The sequence below is a fragment of the Yersinia mollaretii ATCC 43969 genome (assembly GCF_013282725.1).
Taxonomy (GTDB): domain Bacteria; phylum Pseudomonadota; class Gammaproteobacteria; order Enterobacterales; family Enterobacteriaceae; genus Yersinia; species Yersinia mollaretii.
This window is the reverse complement of sequence record NZ_CP054043.1, coordinates 813,003-833,685: the sequence shown is the minus strand read 5'-3', so window position 1 is coordinate 833,685 and position 20,683 is coordinate 813,003. Positions and strand designations below refer to the sequence as shown.

Sequence of the window (20,683 nt, the reverse complement as noted above, 5' to 3'; positions counted from 1 at the left end):
GTACTGATTTACTTATCGCGGGCAATGGCTCGGTAGCCAATATCGTGACGACAGAAACAACCTTCCCAGTGAATATCCGCCGCTAATTGATAAGCGCGCTGCTGCGCCTCGGCGACGGTCGCCCCCAGTGCGGTTACGCACAATACGCGCCCGCCGCTGGTGACCACCTGATTGCTGGCATTCAACTGCGTACCCGCATGGAATACTTTCCCGTCGACCACTTCTTGCTGCGGTAATCCATGAATCACATCGCCTTGGCGATAATCTGCTGGATAACCGCCCGCCGCCAACACCACACCCAATGAAGGGCGCTCATCCCAGTCAGAGGTTTTTTCGTTTAGCTTACCTTGCGCACCAGCCAAACACAGCTCGACCAGATCCGATCGCATCCGCAACATGATGGGCTGGGTTTCAGGGTCACCAAAGCGACAGTTGAATTCGATAACTTTCGGTTGCCCATCCGCTGAAATCATCAAGCCAGCGTATAAGAAACCGGTATACACATTCCCTTCTGCTGCCATGCCGCGCACCGTGGGCCAGATAATCTGATCCATCACGCGCTGGTGGATCTCATCCGTCACCACGGGGGCTGGCGAGTAAGCCCCCATCCCGCCAGTATTTGGGCCGGTATCGCCATCGCCAACCCGCTTATGATCTTGGCTGGTGGCCATGGGTAACACATTTTCGCCATCCACCATCACGATAAAGCTGGCTTCTTCGCCGTCGAGGAACTCTTCCACCACGATCCGGTGGCCGGCATCACCAAAGGCATTGCCCGCCAGCATATCGGTCACTGCGGTTTCCGCCTCTTCCAACGTCATAGCGACAATCACGCCTTTACCCGCCGCCAGCCCGTCAGCCTTAATCACGATCGGCGCACCAATTTTGCGAACATAGGCCAGAGCTGGCTCTACCTCCGTGAAATTCTGGTAGAACGCAGTAGGAATATGGTGGCGAGCCAGAAAATCTTTGGTGAACGCCTTGGAGCCTTCCAACTGAGCCGCCGCTTGCGTCGGGCCAAAAATCGTCAGGCCAGCGTCACGGAATGCATCCACCACCCCAATCACTAACGGTGCTTCTGGGCCAACAATGGTCAGGCCAATATCGTGGCTCTGAGCAAAGGCCAGTAAACCTGCAATATCCGTGGCGGCAATAGCCACATTTTCTAATCGAGGTTCCAGCGCTGTACCGGCATTGCCCGGCGCGACATAAATTTTATCCGCTAAAGGCGATTGCGCGGCTTTCCAGCCTAGTGCGTGCTCGCGTCCACCGTTACCAATAATCAAAATATTCATCGGGTGACTCCGTTAAGCGGTTTAATTAATGACGGAAATGACGCATGTCGGTAAAGATCATCGCGATATTGTGCTCATCAGCGGCAGCAATCACTTCGTCATCACGGATAGACCCGCCCGGCTGGATCACGCAAGTGATGCCAACGGCAGCGGCGGCATCAATACCGTCGCGGAACGGGAAGAAAGCATCAGATGCCATCGCGGAACCGGCGACCTGCAAACCTTCGTCGGCGGCTTTGATCCCCGCAATTTTGGCAGAGTAAACGCGGCTCATCTGGCCTGCACCTATCCCAATGGTCATATTATCGCGGGCATAAACAATGGCGTTGGATTTAACGAACTTAGCCACTTTCCAGCAGAACAGTGCATCACGCAGCTCTTGCGCAGTGGGCTGGCGTTGGGACACCACACGCAGATCCGCTTCTGTCACCATGCCTAAATCGCGATCTTGTACCAGCAAACCGCCATTGACGCGTTTGAAATCCAGACCGGCAGCACGAGCTTGCCACTGACCGCAGGTTAGCACGCGCACATTTTGTTTGGCTGCCAGTACACTTAGGGCATCCGCGCTGACACTTGGCGCGATAATCACTTCCACAAACTGGCGGCTGATAATCGCCTGAGCAGTTGTGGCATCTAACTCACGGTTAAAAGCAATAATGCCGCCGAAAGCAGAGGTAGGGTCCGTTTTGTATGCGCTTTCGTAAGCGGCAAGAATGGAGTCACCGATCGCCACGCCGCAAGGGTTGGCGTGCTTAACGATCACACAAGCGGGTTCGCTGAACTCCTTCACGCACTCCAGTGCGGCATCGGTATCCGCGATGTTGTTGTAAGAGAGCGCCTTACCTTGCAGTTGTTCCGCAGTGGCAACGGAGGCTTCTTTCAGATTTTCTTCTATATAGAAGGCGGCTTGCTGGTGGCTGTTTTCACCGTAACGCATATCCTGCTTCTTAATGTAGTTAAGATTCAGGGTACGCGGGAAGTGACCTGCGGGCTGCTCGGTCTCGCCGTGGTAAGCCGGAACCATAGTGCCGAAGTAGTTAGCAATCATGCTGTCGTAGGCGGCGGTATGCTCGAATGCCTTAATCGCCAGATTGAAGCGGGTTGGGTAAGTCAGGGAACCGTCATTATTATCCAGCTCGGTAATGATGGCGGCATAGTCACTGCTCTTCACCACGATAGCGACGTCTTTATGATTCTTCGCCGCAGAGCGCACCATCGTCGGGCCACCGATATCAATATTCTCAACGGCATCTTCCAGCGAACAATCTGGACGCGCCACGGTTTCGGCAAACGGATAGAGATTAACGACCACCATATCGATCGGCTGAATATTATGTTCAGTCATGATGGCATCGTCTTGACCACGGCGACCCAAAATACCGCCATGAATTTTTGGATGCAGAGTCTTTACGCGGCCATCCATCATTTCCGGGAAACCGGTGTAATCAGAAACTTCGGTGACCGGCAGACCGGCATCGGCCAACAGGCGGGCAGTGCCACCAGTGGAGAGTAACTCGATGCCACGCTGAGAAAGCGCTTCGGCGAATTCAATGATACCTGCTTTATCAGACACACTAAGCAGAGCACGGCGGATTGGACGGCGTTGTTGCATGGTTTTATCCCTTGGCTTTGGAATCGCAGTTTTTCATTCGCTATAAATAGAGCGTTACGTGAATCTCTACCTAACTTCTCTCTCTATATATATGAGGAAGAGAGTGTAGAGGAACAGATTCAGATAACGTCCCGAAAAGGGGACTGCTAGCCTGCCGTCAGTGCGCTGATGGTTAGGATAAACGGAAAAACGCACTTAGTTTTGGCCTGACTACCCCTATTTTGATAAAAATCGATCTGCGGAGGCTGTATTTGCTCAATACCGCCATGCATTTTCGACGCGGGGAATTGTAGCGAAAACGATTGCGTGATGCTCGTCAATTTTCAGTTCAGATTACATCTGTGGATAAGTTTGTGCACAACAGGGTATAAAGCGGGGTTTTGCTGTGGAATGCAGCAAACGATCCTTTTTATTGAAATTAGCAGTTGCGGCCTGCGCGGAACTCCCTATAATGCGCATCCATCGAGACGGCACACAACGAATCAAGTAGTTAAGTGACCGGCAAAGAGAACAGAGAAATTCAACGAAATAAGTAGTTGACTCTGAGTGAGGAAAGCGTAATATGCGCACCTCGAGTTACTGACCGGAAGGTTGCTAACTCACTGCTCTTTAACAATTTATCAGACAATCTGTGTGGGCACTCGCAAGACGATATCGAAGCCTGTTTCGGCAGGCAGAAGCAATATCAAAGTCTTGAAGAGTGACCAAAGCAGTACACATTTGAACTTCGGTTCGAATGCATATTTGCAGAAAGTAATCTTTGAGCATCGCTACTTTCATTAGTAGCAAATCAAACAAATCTTAAATTGAAGAGTTTGATCATGGCTCAGATTGAACGCTGGCGGCAGGCCTAACACATGCAAGTCGAGCGGCAGCGGAAAGTAGCTTGCTACTTTGCCGGCGAGCGGCGGACGGGTGAGTAATGTCTGGGAAACTGCCTGATGGAGGGGGATAACTACTGGAAACGGTAGCTAATACCGCATGACCTCGCAAGAGCAAAGTGGGGGACCTTCGGGCCTCACGCCATCGGATGTGCCCAGATGGGATTAGCTAGTAGGTGAGGTAATGGCTCACCTAGGCGACGATCCCTAGCTGGTCTGAGAGGATGACCAGCCACACTGGAACTGAGACACGGTCCAGACTCCTACGGGAGGCAGCAGTGGGGAATATTGCACAATGGGCGCAAGCCTGATGCAGCCATGCCGCGTGTGTGAAGAAGGCCTTCGGGTTGTAAAGCACTTTCAGCGAGGAGGAAGGCAGTCGTGTTAATAGCACGATTGATTGACGTTACTCGCAGAAGAAGCACCGGCTAACTCCGTGCCAGCAGCCGCGGTAATACGGAGGGTGCAAGCGTTAATCGGAATTACTGGGCGTAAAGCGCACGCAGGCGGTTTGTTAAGTCAGATGTGAAATCCCCGCGCTTAACGTGGGAACTGCATTTGAAACTGGCAAGCTAGAGTCTTGTAGAGGGGGGTAGAATTCCAGGTGTAGCGGTGAAATGCGTAGAGATCTGGAGGAATACCGGTGGCGAAGGCGGCCCCCTGGACAAAGACTGACGCTCAGGTGCGAAAGCGTGGGGAGCAAACAGGATTAGATACCCTGGTAGTCCACGCTGTAAACGATGTCGACTTGGAGGTTGTGCCCTTGAGGCGTGGCTTCCGGAGCTAACGCGTTAAGTCGACCGCCTGGGGAGTACGGCCGCAAGGTTAAAACTCAAATGAATTGACGGGGGCCCGCACAAGCGGTGGAGCATGTGGTTTAATTCGATGCAACGCGAAGAACCTTACCTACTCTTGACATCCACAGAACTTAGCAGAGATGCTTCGGTGCCTTCGGGAACTGTGAGACAGGTGCTGCATGGCTGTCGTCAGCTCGTGTTGTGAAATGTTGGGTTAAGTCCCGCAACGAGCGCAACCCTTATCCTTTGTTGCCAGCACGTAATGGTGGGAACTCAAGGGAGACTGCCGGTGACAAACCGGAGGAAGGTGGGGATGACGTCAAGTCATCATGGCCCTTACGAGTAGGGCTACACACGTGCTACAATGGCAGATACAAAGTGAAGCGAACTCGCGAGAGCCAGCGGACCACATAAAGTCTGTCGTAGTCCGGATTGGAGTCTGCAACTCGACTCCATGAAGTCGGAATCGCTAGTAATCGTAGATCAGAATGCTACGGTGAATACGTTCCCGGGCCTTGTACACACCGCCCGTCACACCATGGGAGTGGGTTGCAAAAGAAGTAGGTAGCTTAACCTTCGGGAGGGCGCTTACCACTTTGTGATTCATGACTGGGGTGAAGTCGTAACAAGGTAACCGTAGGGGAACCTGCGGTTGGATCACCTCCTTACCTAACGATACGCATTGCGTAGTGTCCACACAGATTGTCTGATAGAAAGTAACGAGCAAATAAGGCCGGACTGAGAAATTAGTCGGGCTTTAGTACCTTGTTGGGTCTGTAGCTCAGGTGGTTAGAGCGCACCCCTGATAAGGGTGAGGTCGGTGGTTCAAGTCCACTCAGACCCACCAACTCACCATTCCCTGTTGAGTTGCAGCAATAAGGTGATTTGCTTTTTATATGGGGCTATAGCTCAGCTGGGAGAGCGCCTGCCTTGCACGCAGGAGGTCAGCGGTTCGATCCCGCTTAGCTCCACCATATAAAAAACTATTTCAAAACGTACTGCGGTCGCAAGACACAGTGGGTTGTGAAATATTGCTCTTTAACAATCTGGAACAAGCTGAAAATTGAAACAATACAGCTGAAACTTATCTCTCCGTAGCAGTACTGAGATAAGGAGTAATCGGTATTAGAGTCTCTCAAATAATCGCAATGCGAATGTGTTTATTCATAAAGACACCTTCGGGTTGTGAGGTTAAGCGACTAAGCGTACACGGTGGATGCCTAGGCAGTCAGAGGCGATGAAGGGCGTGCTAATCTGCGATAAGCGTCGGTAAGGTGATATGAACCGTTACAACCGACGATACCCGAATGGGGAAACCCAGTGCAATTCGTTGCACTATTGCATGGTGAATACATAGCCATGCAAGGCGAACCGGGGGAACTGAAACATCTAAGTACCCCGAGGAAAAGAAATCAACCGAGATTCCCCCAGTAGCGGCGAGCGAACGGGGAAGAGCCCAGAGTCTGAATCAGTTTGTGTGTTAGTGGAAGCGTCTGGAAAGTCGCACGGTACAGGGTGATAGTCCCGTACACAAAAACACACCTTCTGTGAACTCGATGAGTAGGGCGGGACACGTGACATCCTGTCTGAATATGGGGGGACCATCCTCCAAGGCTAAATACTCCTGACTGACCGATAGTGAACCAGTACCGTGAGGGAAAGGCGAAAAGAACCCCGGCGAGGGGAGTGAAATAGAACCTGAAACCGTGTACGTACAAGCAGTGGGAGCACCTTCGTGGTGTGACTGCGTACCTTTTGTATAATGGGTCAGCGACTTATATTTTGTAGCAAGGTTAACCGAATAGGGGAGCCGTAGGGAAACCGAGTCTTAACTGGGCGTCTAGTTGCAAGGTATAGACCCGAAACCCGGTGATCTAGCCATGGGCAGGTTGAAGGTTGGGTAACACTAACTGGAGGACCGAACCGACTAATGTTGAAAAATTAGCGGATGACTTGTGGCTGGGGGTGAAAGGCCAATCAAACCGGGAGATAGCTGGTTCTCCCCGAAAGCTATTTAGGTAGCGCCTCGTGAACTCATCTTCGGGGGTAGAGCACTGTTTCGGCTAGGGGGTCATCCCGACTTACCAAACCGATGCAAACTCCGAATACCGAAGAATGTTATCACGGGAGACACACGGCGGGTGCTAACGTCCGTCGTGAAGAGGGAAACAACCCAGACCGCCAGCTAAGGTCCCAAAGTCATGGTTAAGTGGGAAACGATGTGGGAAGGCATAGACAGCCAGGATGTTGGCTTAGAAGCAGCCATCATTTAAAGAAAGCGTAATAGCTCACTGGTCGAGTCGGCCTGCGCGGAAGATGTAACGGGGCTAAACCATGCACCGAAGCTGCGGCAGCGACGCTTAGGCGTTGTTGGGTAGGGGAGCGTTCTGTAAGCCGTTGAAGGTGGCCTGTGAGGGCTGCTGGAGGTATCAGAAGTGCGAATGCTGACATAAGTAACGATAATGCGGGTGAAAAACCCGCACGCCGGAAGACCAAGGGTTCCTGTCCAACGTTAATCGGGGCAGGGTGAGTCGACCCCTAAGGCGAGGCTGAAAAGCGTAGTCGATGGGAAACAGGTTAATATTCCTGTACTTGGTGTTACTGCGAAGGGGGGACGGAGAAGGCTAGGCTAGCCGGGCGACGGTTGTCCCGGTTTAAGCATGTAGGCGGAGTGACTTGGTAAATCCGGTTGCTTATCAACGCTGAGGTGTGATGACGATGCACTACGGTGCAGAAGTAGTTGATGCCAAGCTTCCAGGAAAAGCCTCTAAGCATCAGGTAACATTGAATCGTACCCCAAACCGACACAGGTGGTCAGGTAGAGAATACTCAGGCGCTTGAGAGAACTCGGGTGAAGGAACTAGGCAAAATGGTGCCGTAACTTCGGGAGAAGGCACGCTGGCATTAGGTAAAGAGACTTGCTCTCGGCGCCGAAGCCAGTCGCAGATACCAGCTGGCTGCAACTGTTTAATAAAAACACAGCACTGTGCAAACACGAAAGTGGACGTATACGGTGTGACGCCTGCCCGGTGCTGGAAGGTTAATTGATGGGGTCAGCCGCAAGGCGAAGCTCTTGATCGAAGCCCCAGTAAACGGCGGCCGTAACTATAACGGTCCTAAGGTAGCGAAATTCCTTGTCGGGTAAGTTCCGACCTGCACGAATGGCGTAATGATGGCCAGGCTGTCTCCACCCGAGACTCAGTGAAATTGAACTCGCTGTGAAGATGCAGTGTACCCGCGGCAAGACGGAAAGACCCCGTGAACCTTTACTATAGCTTGACACTGAACATTGAGCCTTGATGTGTAGGATAGGTGGGAGGCATTGAAGTGTGGACGCCAGTCTGCATGGAGCCAACCTTGAAATACCACCCTTTAATGTTTGATGTTCTAACTCGGCCCCGTAATCCGGGGTGAGGACAGTGTCTGGTGGGTAGTTTGACTGGGGCGGTCTCCTCCCAAAGAGTAACGGAGGAGCACGAAGGTTAGCTAATCACGGTCGGACATCGTGAGGTTAGTGCAAAGGCATAAGCTAGCTTGACTGCGAGAGTGACGGCTCGAGCAGGTACGAAAGTAGGTCTTAGTGATCCGGTGGTTCTGAATGGAAGGGCCATCGCTCAACGGATAAAAGGTACTCCGGGGATAACAGGCTGATACCGCCCAAGAGTTCATATCGACGGCGGTGTTTGGCACCTCGATGTCGGCTCATCACATCCTGGGGCTGAAGTAGGTCCCAAGGGTATGGCTGTTCGCCATTTAAAGTGGTACGCGAGCTGGGTTTAGAACGTCGTGAGACAGTTCGGTCCCTATCTGCCGTGGGCGTTGGAAGATTGAGAGGGGCTGCTCCTAGTACGAGAGGACCGGAGTGGACGAATCACTGGTGTTCGGGTTGTCATGCCAATGGCATTGCCCGGTAGCTAAATTCGGAAGAGATAACCGCTGAAAGCATCTAAGCGGGAAACTTGCCTCGAGATGAGTCTTCCCTGGGGCTTTAAGCCCCCTGAAGGAACGTTAAAGACTATGACGTTGATAGGCTGGGTGTGTAAGTGCAGCGATGCATTGAGCTAACCAGTACTAATGATCCGTGAGGCTTAACCTTACAACACCAAAGGTGTTTTGGTGATTTGAGAGTAGATTTTCAGCGAATGTTCCGAGATTGGATTGGCTGGCTGACGAGAGTTTATCGTGAGCGAGTTGATTGAAACAGAATTTGCCTGGCGGCCATAGCGCGGTGGTCCCACCTGATCCCATGCCGAACTCAGAAGTGAAACGCCGTAGCGCCGATGGTAGTGTGGGGTCTCCCCATGCGAGAGTAGGACACTGCCAGGCATCAAATTTAGCGTGCTGATATGGCTCAGTTGGTAGAGCGCACCCTTGGTAAGGGTGAGGTCCCCAGTTCGACTCTGGGTATCAGCACCAGTTACATGGGTTAAAGTTCGGTAGTTGTAGAAAAGAATTTACCTGGCGGCAATAGCGCGGTGGTCCCACCTGACCCCATGCCGAACTCAGAAGTGAAACGCCGTAGCGCCGATGGTAGTGTGGGGTCTCCCCATGCGAGAGTAGGACACTGCCAGGTATCAAATCAAGTAAAGACCCCATGCCAAAAGCGTGGGGTTTTTGCTTTTCTGCTATCTAGAAAATAGATATCAACAGAAGGTATAAAGGCAGCAACATAACTCAGATTGCTGACAAACACTGATAACTTGATCTATTCTGTCAGTATCCTCCCTCCACTGTAACTCTGCCAAAAGTATCAACTCGCTGTAAATTCATCGTTTTTTTTGCATTTTAGCCACTGATAAAATGAAGCTAACTGTTTTATAAACAGCAGATATTATCACTTCAGCAGTGAAACATTTTCAGGTTGTAGCAGAACGCTCGACTTCTCATCTAAAATTCGCTATCTTCGGGCATCTGGAAGTCTAAACGTATAAACGGATATATTGAGGATATAGGCATGCCAATTCGGGTTCCTGATGAATTACCTGCGGTGAGTTTCTTACGCAATGAGAATGTCTTTGTCATGACCTCATCGCGTGCGAAAACTCAGGAAATTCGTCCCCTGAAGGTGTTGGTTTTGAATCTGATGCCTAAAAAAATTGAGACGGAAAATCAATTCCTGCGTTTACTCTCTAACTCGCCTTTACAGATCGATATTCAATTGCTGCGGGTTGATAGCCGCGAGTCAAAAAATACGCCGGCAGAACACCTGAACAACTTCTATTGTGACTTTGAGGATATTCAGGATCAAAACTTTGATGGACTGATCGTCACTGGTGCGCCGTTGGGCTTGGTCGATTTTTGCGATGTCGCATACTGGCCCCAGATCGAACGTATTATTGCCTGGGCAAAGGATCATGTCACCTCAACCCTATTTGTCTGCTGGGCGGTACAGGCTGCGCTCAATATTTTGTACGGTATTCCCAAGATGACCCGCGAGGTTAAACTCTCCGGTATTTATCAGCACCAAACACGGGAACCTCTGGCGCTACTGACGCGCGGCTTTGATGAGACCTTCTTGGCTCCCCATTCTCGCTATGCTGATTTCCCGCTTGAGGTGCTTCAGCAATATACCGATTTGGATATACTCGTCTCATCTGAAGAGGCGGGGGCTTACCTGTTTGCCAGCAAAGATAAGCGGGTGGCTTTCGTGACAGGCCATCCTGAGTATGATGTCGATACACTGGCAGGAGAGTATCAGCGTGACGTGGCCGCAGGTCTTAACCCGCAAGTGCCACTGAATTATTTCCCTCACGACGATGCGACTTTGCCACCCAAAGCCTCATGGCGGAGTCACGGACATCTGCTGTTTGCTAATTGGCTCAACTACTACGTTTACCAAATCACCCCGTTTGATTTACGTCGCATGAATCCTACCCTCGACTAGTTTTCTCCCCTCTCAAATGTGAATAATGGCGGCTGAATCGAAGCCGCCTATCTGTTTTTCCCCTAATAAATGCCATTCATCTCACGGATAACTGGTCTGATCTCTTTGATAAACAATACGTTATCTCGCCTAAATTGATGTAATGGAATCTGATTCCTATCCATTCACATCACGCTGTTATGTTAACAATATGATAAATAAAGATTAAAAAATTATTTTAAATAAAAATGGAAATCGTTTTTGATTTTCATAATTAATTGATTATTCTTAGTCCTGTCGGGATGAAAAATGACCATGAAATTCCGCCTTCAATTTATAGCCGAAGCGCATTACCCGATAAGAGTCCAAGAGTGACGCTGCGTTAGCGTTGATGTGATCGTCGAGAGATGGGGAAGGGGAAGGGGAATGACACAACAGATAGTCGGCACGGAGTTAGTTTTCACCCAGCATTTTAATGCTGCTGAGCGGCAGGTTTTGCCCGATGAGGCCATCGAATTTTTGGCAGAATTGGTGGCGAAATTTGCAGAGCCGCGTAGCAAACTCCTTGCTGCACGGGCCGCTTGGCAACAGGCCATTGACCAAGGCGCATTGCCTGATTTCATTTCGGAAACCAATTCCATTCGTAATGGTGACTGGAAAATTCAAAGTATTCCTGCGGATTTACGTGATCGTCGCGTCGAGATCACCGGGCCGGTTGAGCGCAAAATGGTGATTAATGCCCTCAATGCGAATGTGAAAGTCTTTATGGCTGACTTTGAGGATTCGCTGGCACCCAGTTGGGATAAGGTTATCGAAGGTCAGATTAATTTGCACGATGCGGTCAAAGGCACAATCTCTTACGCGAATGAATCCGGTAAGATTTATCAGCTAAAACCCAATCCAGCGGTGTTGATTGCTCGGGTGCGTGGTCTGCACTTGCCAGAAAAACACGTGAAGTGGCAGGGGGAGGATATCCCCGGTGGCTTATTCGATTTCGCGTTGTATTTCTACCATAACTATAAGTTACTGCTTGCCAATGGCAGCGGCCCCTATTTCTATCTACCCAAGATGCAGTCTTATCAGGAAGCGGCTTGGTGGAGTGATGTTTTCAGCTTTACCGAGCAGCGTTTCGATCTGCCGCAAGGCACCATTAAGGCCACAGTATTAATCGAGACATTGCCTGCGGTATTCCAGATGGATGAGATCCTCTACCATCTGCGCCATCACATTGTTGCCCTGAATTGTGGCCGTTGGGACTACATTTTCAGCTATATCAAAACGCTGAAAAATCACAGCGATCGCGTGCTGCCCGATCGCCAGTCGGTCACGATGACGAAACCCTTCCTGAGTGCCTACTCTCGTTTACTGATCAAAACCTGCCATAAGCGCGGTGCCTTGGCGATGGGCGGCATGGCGGCCTTTATCCCGAACAAAGATCCAGAAAAAAATGCGCTGGTCTTAGATAAAGTTCGCGCTGACAAAGAGCTGGAAGCCAGCAACGGCCACGATGGTACATGGGTCGCACACCCCGGTCTGGCCGATACCGTGATGGACGTTTTCAACAAAGTACTGGGCGATCGTCCAAACCAATTAGAGGTGAGTCGCGCGCAAGATAAACCAATCACTGCCGCTGAGTTGCTAGAGCCTTGCACGGGTGAGCGCACCGAAGAGGGGATGCGGGCCAATATCCGGGTCGCAGTGCAATACATCGAAGCATGGATATCGGGCAATGGCTGTGTACCGATTTATGGCCTGATGGAAGATGCCGCGACGGCTGAGATTTCCCGTACTTCTATCTGGCAATGGATACATCACCAGAAAAGCCTGAGCAATGGTCAGACGGTGACCAAAGAGCTGTTCCGTAACATGTTGAGTGAAGAAATGCAGGTCGTGAAACTTGAACTTGGCGCAGAGCGTTTTGATGGCGGGCGGTTTGAAGAAGCCGCACGTCTGATGGAGCGGATTACAACACAAGACGAGCTTATCGACTTTCTGACGTTGCCGGGCTACGCATTACTCGCCTAGGCCAGTTATTTAACCCTACAAAAATAAGTAATAAGGAATATCGCCATGACAACCTCTCGTACTCAACAAATTCAGCAGTTGGAACAGGAATGGAAATCACCGCGCTGGAAGGGCATCACCCGCCCCTATAGCGCCGAAGAAGTGATCAAACTGCGCGGTTCCGTTAACCCAGAATGTACGCTGGCACAGCACGGCGCGAAAAGATTGTGGGAGTTGCTGCACGGCGAATCGCGTAAAGGCTACATCAACTGTCTGGGGGCGCTAACAGGCGGTCAGGCATTGCAACAGGCAAAGGCCGGTGTTGAAGCGATTTATCTGTCGGGTTGGCAGGTCGCCGCCGATGCCAATACCGCCTCCAGCATGTATCCCGATCAATCTCTTTACCCGGTCGACTCTGTTCCGGCCGTGGTTAAGCGTATTAATAACAGCTTCCGCCGTGCAGATCAGATTCAGTGGTCGAATAATATTGAGCCGGGCAGCAAAGGCTATACCGACTATTTCCTGCCGATTGTGGCGGATGCCGAAGCGGGTTTTGGCGGCGTATTGAATGCGTTTGAATTGATGAAAGCCATGATTGAAGCCGGTGCTGCGGGCGTTCACTTTGAAGATCAATTGGCGGCGGTGAAGAAATGCGGCCATATGGGCGGCAAAGTTTTGGTGCCAACACAAGAAGCGATTCAGAAGCTGGTTGCTGCCCGCTTAGCCGCTGACGTTCTTGGCGTGCCAACACTGCTGATTGCGCGCACTGATGCTGATGCTGCGGATTTGCTGACCTCTGATTGCGACCCTTATGACAGCGAATTTATTGCTGGTGATCGTACTGCTGAGGGCTTCTTCCGCACTCACGCGGGCATTGAGCAAGCCATCAGCCGTGGTCTGGCCTATGCCCCTTACGCCGACTTGGTGTGGTGTGAAACCTCGACGCCAGATCTGGCGCTGGCTAAACGCTTTGCAGATGCGGTTCACGCTAAATTCCCCGGTAAATTATTGGCTTATAACTGTTCGCCATCATTTAACTGGAAAAAGAACCTGACTGACCAGCAGATCGCCAGCTTCCAAGATGACCTCTCCGCGATGGGCTACAAATATCAATTTATTACCTTGGCGGGCATCCACAGTATGTGGTTCAACATGTTCGACTTGGCCCATGCTTACGCGCAAGGCGAGGGCATGAAGCACTATGTTGAGAAAGTGCAGCAGCCAGAATTTGCCTCCGTTGAACGCGGCTACACCTTTGCTTCCCATCAACAAGAAGTGGGCACGGGCTATTTTGATAAAGTCACCAATATCATTCAGGGCGGCGAGTCATCAGTCACTGCACTGACTGGCTCGACGGAAGAGCAGCAGTTCTAAGCCACTGATTAATGAGTTTATGTTTTATCTGGAGCCTGCTGATGCAGGCTCTGTTCCGTATGGCGGGGGGTGAGCATGGCGGTAAAATTAGAACAATTAATCGCTCAGACAATTTTGCAGGGATTCGATGCACAATATGGCCGTTTTTTGGAGGTCACCGCCAGCGCCCAGCATCGTTTTGAGCAGGCAGATTGGCATGCGGTGCAGCAGGCGATGAAAAAGCGTATTCACCTCTATGACCATCACGTGGGCTTAGTGGTTGAACAGCTCAAACACATCACCGACCAACGCCATTTTGATGCCGCGTTTTTGGCGCGGGTCAAAGAGATTTATACCGAGCTGTTACCGGATTATCCGCGCTTCGAAATCGCGGAAAGCTTTTTTAATTCAGTTTACTGCCGCTTGTTCAAACACCGCGATTTAACGCCGGATAAGTTGTTTGTTTTCAGCTCACAACCGGAGCGCCGCTTTCGTGAGATCCCACGTCCTTTAGCCCGCGACTTTGCCCCCAAAGGGGATCTGAGCGGTATGTTGCAGATGGTACTCAATGACTTACCGCTGCGGTTACCTTGGGAAAACCTGCCACGGGATATCGATTATATTGTGGCCGCCCTGCGACAGACCTTTACGGATGAGCAACTTAGCGATGCCCGTTTTCACATTGCCAATGAGCTATTTTATCGCAATAAAGCGGCATGGTTGGTGGGCAAACTGCGACTACCGGAGGGGGTCTTCCCATTCCTGCTGCCTATTCATCACAATGAATCAGGCGCGTTATTTATCGATACCTGTCTGACCAGCAAGGCTGAGGCCAGCATCGTGTTCGGCTTTGCCCGCTCTTATTTTATGGTGTATGCGCCACTGCCCGCCGCCATGGTCGAATGGCTACGGGAAATCTTACCGGGTAAATCGACGGCTGAGCTGTATATGGCGATTGGCTGCCAAAAGCACGGCAAAACCGAAAGCTATCGTGAATATCTCACTTTCGTCCATCAATCCAGCGAACAATTTATTATTGCGCCGGGGGTCAAGGGCATGGTGATGCTGGTCTTTACCTTACCCTCATTTGATCGGGTGTTTAAGGTGATTAAAGATCAGTTTGCGCCGCAAAAAGAGGTCACTCAAGCACGGGTTTTAGAGTGCTACCAGTTGGTTAAAGAGCACGATCGTGTCGGGCGCATGGCAGACACCCAAGAGTATGAAAATTTTGTGATTGATAAGCAGCGTATCAGCCCAGAATTGTTGGCTGAGTTACAGCGTGAAGTGCCTGAAAAATTGGAAGATTTAGGTGATCAAATCCTCATAAAGCACCTGTACATGGAGCGGCGAATGACACCGCTGAATCTCTATATGGAGCAGGCGAATGATCAGCAACTGAAAGATGCTATCGAAGAGTATGGTAATGCTATCAAGCAGTTGGCTGCCGCCAATATCTTCCCCGGCGACATGCTATTTAAGAACTTCGGCGTGACCCGCCATGGGCGTGTGGTGTTCTACGATTATGATGAAATTTGCTATATGACCGAGGTGAATTTTCGCGACATTCCTCCGCCGCGCTATCCAGAAGATGAGATGGCGAGTGAACCTTGGTACAGCGTGTCACCCAATGATGTGTTCCCAGAAGAGTTCCGCCACTTCCTATGCACTGACTTGAAAATTAGACACTTTTTTGAGGAAGTGCACAGCGACCTGTTCCATGCCAGTTATTGGCGTGGGTTGCAGGCGCGAATCCGGGATGGGCATGTGGAGGATGTTTTTGCCTATCGGCGGAAGCAGCGCTTCTCCCAGCGGGTGATCTCTTGACGGCTACTGCGCGTGCGGATTTAGGGCTTGCGCTGTGCTCGAACTCCTCACGTACTACGTGTACGCTCCGGGTTCTGCGCGCAGGGCGCACCCAAACTCCTTTCGCTCGCTACGCCTTGATTGATGGTGAAAATAAGTGCTGTTATGAATCATCTGATCCAGAGAGGTGAGGATAGGCAGAAGAGTAAAGCGTCCGCGCCAGGACGGCGCGGCTCGAGCCTACAAGGATGTATTTACGGCGTCTTTACGATCGGCCTGTTCTCGCCGAACGACAAGTTTATCCTCTATTTTTCATTCCATGACCTAACCCCGACTCCCCCCGCCGTAAGATTGGGTAATCTCTTTCGCCGCGTGGATGACCAGTGCGCCAAGTTCGGTGACGCGATCGTCGGTGATACGCGATACCGGGCCGGAGATGGAGATCGCAGCGAAGGCTTCGTGATGCTCATCGAACAAACAGGCGGCGATACACCGCAGGCCGAGGGCGTGCTCTTCGTCATCAAACGAATAGCCTTGCTTGCGAATCAGCGCCAAATTCTCCTTCAAACTGGCGGGGCTGGTGCGGGTATGCTGAGTGTAGGCGTGCAACCCTTTCTTATGTAACAACTGCACCAACTGATCGTCGCTCAAGGTGGAGAGAAAAGCCTTACCTGCCCCAGAGGCATGCATCGGCAGCTTACCGCCGATGGGCGCAGACATCCGCATCAGCGCGGTACACTGCACCTGATCGATAATAATCGCCTGATAATCGCTGTGATCCAGCACCGCCAGATTCACCGTCTCGCCAGATTCATCCATCAAACGGCGCAACATCGGGTGAACCATCGCCAGCAAATTACGGCTCTGCAAAAAACTACTGCCGACAATAAAAGCATGAGCCCCCATCGTCCACAGCCCTAAATCCCCCACCTGACGGACAAAACCTTGCTGCTGCATGGTGGTCAGCAGCCGATGAGTGGTAGAGTTTGGTAAACCCGCCTGTTGTGCCAAATCTGTTAGCGCCACACTTCCCTGCGCTTCGGAAATATATTCCAGTAATTTAAGTCCGCGTGTCAGTGATTGAACCTGACCAGTTACCGCAGGCGTAGTTTGTGCGGCTGCCTTGGGTTTTTTCCCCCGTTTGATTGGAATCGGTAACGCCATAAATCAGCCTCTTCTCTCTTCTTATGGAATTCATTTTCGTTTTTCAATTATGCATGCAAACCCTCAAAAATGCTCATCCGATGAGTCGGGTTTTCTACCTGAAAAAGTCTCAACTGCGAGTGGACTCATTACCCGAGTAACTTGTGCTAGGATGTCAGCCGGGTATGTCGAATGGATTATTTTTGCAACAGGGTAAAGAGGCGGCAGTGGTGGATACAGTGACAAAAAATAAGGTTAAGGAGTTACATCAGCAGCTAGCACAACGGATTTTGGTGCTGGACGGCGGCATGGGCACCATGATCCAGAGCTACAAGCTGGAAGAGGCGGATTACCGTGGTGCGCGCTTTGCCGATTGGCCCAGTGATCTGAAAGGTAACAATGACTTACTGGTGCTCTCTAAGCCGGAAGTGATTACCGCCATTCATAACGCCTACTTGGAAGCGGGCGCTGATATTCTCGAAACCAATACCTTTAACTCCACCACCATCGCGATGGCGGATTATCAGATGGAGTCACTGTCGGCGGAAATTAACTATGAAGCCGCCCGTCTGGCCCGCCTCTGCGCGGATGAATGGACTGCCCGCACGCCTGATAAACCACGCTATGTTGCTGGAGTGCTTGGCCCGACCAACCGCACCGCGTCTATCTCCCCGAAAGTGAATGATCCGGCGTTTCGTAATGTCAGTTTCGATCAATTGGTGGAAGCCTATCGGGAGTCAACCCGCGCCCTGATTGAGGGCGGTGCTGATCTGATTATGATTGAAACCGTCTTCGACACCCTGAATGCCAAAGCCGCCACCTTTGCCGTCGAAACCGAATTTGAAGCCATGGGTGTGCTGTTGCCCGTGATGATTTCGGGCACCATAACCGACGCCTCGGGCCGCACACTCTCGGGTCAAACCACCGAAGCCTTTTATAACTCGCTGCGCCACGTGAAGCCGCTCTCCTTTGGTCTGAACTGTGCTTTGGGGCCTGATGAGTTGCGCCAATATGTCGCGGAATTATCGCGCATCTCTGAATATTATGTCAGTGCGCACCCGAACGCTGGTTTGCCGAATGCCTTTGGTGAATATGACCTCGAAGCCAAAGAGATGGCGGAGCAGATTGGCGAGTGGGCGCGTGCCGGATTCCTGAATATTGTCGGCGGTTGCTGTGGGACCACACCACGGCACATTGCGGCGATGGTCAAAGCGGTGGCGGGTGTACCGCCGCGCCAGTTGCCCGATATCCCTGTCGCCTGCCGTTTGGCGGGGCTAGAGCCGCTGACCATCGATGCCAATACGCTGTTTGTTAACGTCGGCGAGCGCACCAACGTCACCGGTTCTGCTCGTTTCAAGCGGCTGATAAAAGAAGAGAAATATGATGAAGCGCTGGAAGTGGCCCTCCAGCAAGTGGAAAGCGGCGCACAAATCATCGATATCAATATGGATGAGGGCATGTTGGACGCCGAAGCAGCTATGGTGCGCTTCCTCAATTTGATCGCCGGTGAGCCAGATATCGCGCGAGTGCCGATCATGATCGACTCCTCGAAGTGGGAGGTGATCGAGAAAGGGCTGAAATGCATTCAGGGCAAAGGCATCGTCAACTCCATCTCGATGAAAGAGGGCGAAGCCGCCTTTATTCATCATGCCAAACTGGTTCGCCGTTATGGTGCCGCTATGGTGGTGATGGCGTTTGATGAAACCGGGCAGGCGGATACCCGCGCCCGTAAAATCGAAATTTGCCGCCGCGCCTATCAAATTTTGACCGAAACCGTGGGCTTCCCGCCGGAAGATATTATCTTCGACCCGAATATCTTCGCTGTGGCGACCGGGATTGAAGAGCATAACAACTATGCCGTTGATTTTATTGAAGCCTGCGCCGATATCAAAGCCGAACTGCCCCACGCCATGATCTCCGGTGGCGTCTCCAACGTCTCCTTCTCCTTCCGTGGCAATGATCCGGTACGTGAAGCGATTCACGCCGTGTTCCTCTACTACGCCATTCGTAACGGGATGGACATGGGGATCGTGAATGCCGGGCAGTTGGCGATTTATGATGATCTGTCTGATGAGCTGCGGGATGCCGTCGAGGATGTGATCCTCAACCGCCGCAGTGACAGCACCGAGCGCCTGCTGGATCTGGCGGAAAAATACCGCAGCAGTAAAAGTGGTGAAGTGGCGATTCAGCAAGCGGAATGGCGCGGCTGGCCAGTGGTGAAGCGCCTCGAGTACTCGCTGGTGAAAGGGATTACTGAGTTTATTGAGCTGGATACCGAAGAGGCCCGTCAGCAGGCAGATCGGCCCATTGAGGTGATCGAAGGGCCACTGATGGCGGGGATGAATGTGGTCGGTGACCTGTTTGGCGAGGGGAAAATGTTCCTGCCGCAGGTGGTGAAATCCGCTAGGGTGATGAAACAGGCGGTGGCCTATCTCGAGCCTTATATCGAGGCCAGCAAGCAGAAAGGGACCACGGCGGGCAAGATCCTGCTGGCGACAGTGAAAGGCGATGTGCATGACATCGGTAAAAACATTGTTGGCGTGGTGTTGCAGTGTAATAACTACCAAATTATCGATTTGGGCGTGATGGTGCCGACCGAAAAAATTCTGCGCACGGCGCGGGAGGAGAAGGTGGATATCATCGGTTTATCCGGCCTGATCACGCCGTCGCTGGATGAGATGGTTAATGTGGCGAAAGAGATGGAGCGCCAAGGTTTTACCCTGCCGCTGCTGATTGGCGGTGCGACCACCTCCAAAGCCCATACCGCCGTCAAAATCGAGCAGAACTACAGCGGCTCGACCACTTATGTCTCTAATGCCTCGCGCAGTGTGGGTGTGGTGTCCGCATTGCTGTCTGATACCCAACGTGATGATTTTGTCGCGAAAACGCGCAAAGAGTATGAAACCGTCCGCATCCAACATGCGCGTAAAAAACCGCGTACTCCGCCTGTCAGCTTGCCAACCGCGCGGGCTAACCACACGGTGATTGATTGGGAAAACTACACGCCGCCGGTGGCACACAAATTGGGTGTACAGGCGGTGGAAGCCAGCATTGAAACCTTGCGTAATTATATCGACTGGACGCCTTTCTTTATGACCTGGTCGCTGGCGGGTAAGTATCCACGGATTCTGGAAGATGAAGTGGTGGGTGAAGAGGCCAAGCGGGTCTTCGCCGATGCCAATGAGTTGCTGGATAAGCTGTCAGCGGAAGATTTGCTGCACCCGAAAGGGGTGGTGGGCTTGTTCCCAGCGAACAGTGTTGGCGATGATATTGAGATTTACCGTGATGAGCGGCGCGACGAGGTGCTGGTGGTGAGCCATCATCTGCGCCAGCAAACTGAAAAAACGGATTTCCCGAACTATTGTCTGGCCGATTATGTCGCCCCTAAATCCAGTGGCAAAGCCGATTACTTCGGCGCTTTTGCGGTCACCGGCGGGTTGGAGGAAGACGCGCTGGCTGACGCCTATGATGCCCAACATGATGACTACAACAAAATCATGATTAAGGCGCTGTCGGATCGTCTGGCGGAAGCCTTTGCCGAGTATCTGCATGAGCGGGTGCGCAAAGTCTATTGGGGCTTCTCGCCGAATGAAAATCTGAGCAATGAGGAGCTGGTGCGCGAAAACTATCAGGGCATCCGCCCAGCACCGGGCTATCCGGCCTGCCCAGAGCACACGGAAAAAGGCCAAATCTGGCAGTTGCTGGAGGTGGAAACCCACACCGGCATGAAGCTGACGGAGTCTTTCGCCATGTGGCCGGGGGCGTCAGTGTCGGGTTGGTATTTCAGCCATCCAGAGAGTAAATACTTTGCCGTGGCGCAGATTCAACGGGATCAGGTGGAGGATTACGCCGCCCGCAAAGGGATGCCAGTGGCAGAAGTGGAGCGCTGGTTAGCCCCAAATCTGGGTTATGACGCGGATTGACAATTC

8 protein-coding genes, 3 tRNA genes and 4 rRNA genes are annotated in these 20,683 nt (G+C 51.8%); 12 read left to right on the top strand and 3 right to left on the bottom strand.

Annotation, left to right across the window (positions count from 1 at the left end; translation table 11 throughout):
• Positions 1-8: 8 nt before the first annotated feature.
• Both purD and purH read right to left on the bottom strand, forming a co-directional pair.
• Positions 9-1,295, bottom strand: coding sequence for a phosphoribosylamine--glycine ligase (gene purD / locus HRD69_RS03620; RefSeq protein ID WP_004876784.1), 1,287 nt, complete (start codon positions 1,293-1,295; stop codon positions 9-11).
• Between the two features lie 25 nt (positions 1,296-1,320).
• Positions 1,321-2,910: a bifunctional phosphoribosylaminoimidazolecarboxamide formyltransferase/IMP cyclohydrolase gene (gene purH / locus HRD69_RS03615; RefSeq protein WP_004876785.1), complete on the bottom strand. Its 1,590-nt coding sequence runs from the start codon at positions 2,908-2,910 to the stop codon at positions 1,321-1,323.
• An 803-nt stretch (positions 2,911-3,713) separates the two neighbouring features.
• Between purH and HRD69_RS03610 the strand changes: the two genes are divergently transcribed.
• From HRD69_RS03610 to aceK, 11 genes are all read left to right on the top strand, one after another.
• Positions 3,714-5,256: ribosomal RNA gene (locus tag HRD69_RS03610) — 16S ribosomal RNA — on the top strand.
• 102 nt (positions 5,257-5,358) lie between these two features.
• Positions 5,359-5,435: transfer RNA gene (locus HRD69_RS03605), tRNA-Ile, on the top strand.
• A 51-nt stretch (positions 5,436-5,486) separates the two neighbouring features.
• Positions 5,487-5,562, top strand: a tRNA-Ala gene (locus HRD69_RS03600).
• 215 nt (positions 5,563-5,777) lie between these two features.
• A 23S ribosomal RNA gene (locus HRD69_RS03595) occupies positions 5,778-8,684 on the top strand.
• 114 nt (positions 8,685-8,798) lie between these two features.
• Positions 8,799-8,914, top strand: a 5S ribosomal RNA gene (gene rrf / locus HRD69_RS03590).
• Between the two features lie 14 nt (positions 8,915-8,928).
• Positions 8,929-9,004: transfer RNA gene (locus HRD69_RS03585), tRNA-Thr, on the top strand.
• Positions 9,005-9,045: 41 nt separating this feature from the next.
• Positions 9,046-9,161, top strand: a 5S ribosomal RNA gene (gene rrf / locus HRD69_RS03580).
• Together the 16S, 23S and 5S rRNA genes with 3 tRNA genes alongside form the textbook arrangement of a ribosomal RNA operon.
• A gap of 381 nt (positions 9,162-9,542) precedes the next feature.
• Positions 9,543-10,472: a homoserine O-acetyltransferase MetA gene (metA, locus tag HRD69_RS03575; protein WP_004877686.1), complete on the top strand. Its 930-nt coding sequence runs from the start codon at positions 9,543-9,545 to the stop codon at positions 10,470-10,472.
• Between the two features lie 405 nt (positions 10,473-10,877).
• A complete protein-coding gene (aceB, locus tag HRD69_RS03570) occupies positions 10,878-12,476 on the top strand; it encodes a malate synthase A (protein ID WP_004877684.1) in 1,599 nt (532 codons plus the stop codon).
• Between the two features lie 45 nt (positions 12,477-12,521).
• The gene (gene aceA / locus HRD69_RS03565; RefSeq protein ID WP_004877681.1) at positions 12,522-13,829 is read left to right on the top strand and encodes an isocitrate lyase; all 1,308 of its coding nucleotides are present in this window, start codon (positions 12,522-12,524) and stop codon (positions 13,827-13,829) included.
• A 75-nt stretch (positions 13,830-13,904) separates the two neighbouring features.
• The gene (gene aceK / locus HRD69_RS03560) at positions 13,905-15,632 is read left to right on the top strand and encodes a bifunctional isocitrate dehydrogenase kinase/phosphatase (protein WP_004877680.1); all 1,728 of its coding nucleotides are present in this window, start codon (positions 13,905-13,907) and stop codon (positions 15,630-15,632) included.
• 303 nt (positions 15,633-15,935) lie between these two features.
• On the opposite strand, the gene iclR is transcribed toward aceK, so the two are convergent.
• Complete coding sequence (gene iclR, locus HRD69_RS03555) at positions 15,936-16,775, bottom strand: glyoxylate bypass operon transcriptional repressor IclR (RefSeq protein ID WP_004877678.1); 840 nt, start codon at positions 16,773-16,775, stop codon at positions 15,936-15,938.
• Positions 16,776-16,981: 206 nt separating this feature from the next.
• Between iclR and metH the strand changes: the two genes are divergently transcribed.
• Positions 16,982-20,677, top strand: coding sequence for a methionine synthase (gene metH, locus HRD69_RS03550; RefSeq protein WP_032815506.1), 3,696 nt, complete (start codon positions 16,982-16,984; stop codon positions 20,675-20,677).
• Positions 20,678-20,683 lie beyond the last annotated feature (6 nt).

Bases quoted from the DNA above. Each gene is read 5' to 3' on its own strand.
- purH (WP_004876785.1), bottom strand. From the start codon at position 2,910: ATGCAACAACGCCGTCCAATCCGCCGTGCTCTGCTTAGTGTGTCTGAT.
- aceK (WP_004877680.1), top strand. From the start codon at position 13,905: ATGGCGGTAAAATTAGAACAATTAATCGCTCAGACAATTTTGCAGGGA.
- aceB (WP_004877684.1), top strand. From the start codon at position 10,878: ATGACACAACAGATAGTCGGCACGGAGTTAGTTTTCACCCAGCATTTT.
- iclR (WP_004877678.1), bottom strand. From the start codon at position 16,775: ATGGCGTTACCGATTCCAATCAAACGGGGGAAAAAACCCAAGGCAGCC.
- purD (WP_004876784.1), bottom strand. From the start codon at position 1,295: ATGAATATTTTGATTATTGGTAACGGTGGACGCGAGCACGCACTAGGC.
- aceA (WP_004877681.1), top strand. From the start codon at position 12,522: ATGACAACCTCTCGTACTCAACAAATTCAGCAGTTGGAACAGGAATGG.
- metA (WP_004877686.1), top strand. From the start codon at position 9,543: ATGCCAATTCGGGTTCCTGATGAATTACCTGCGGTGAGTTTCTTACGC.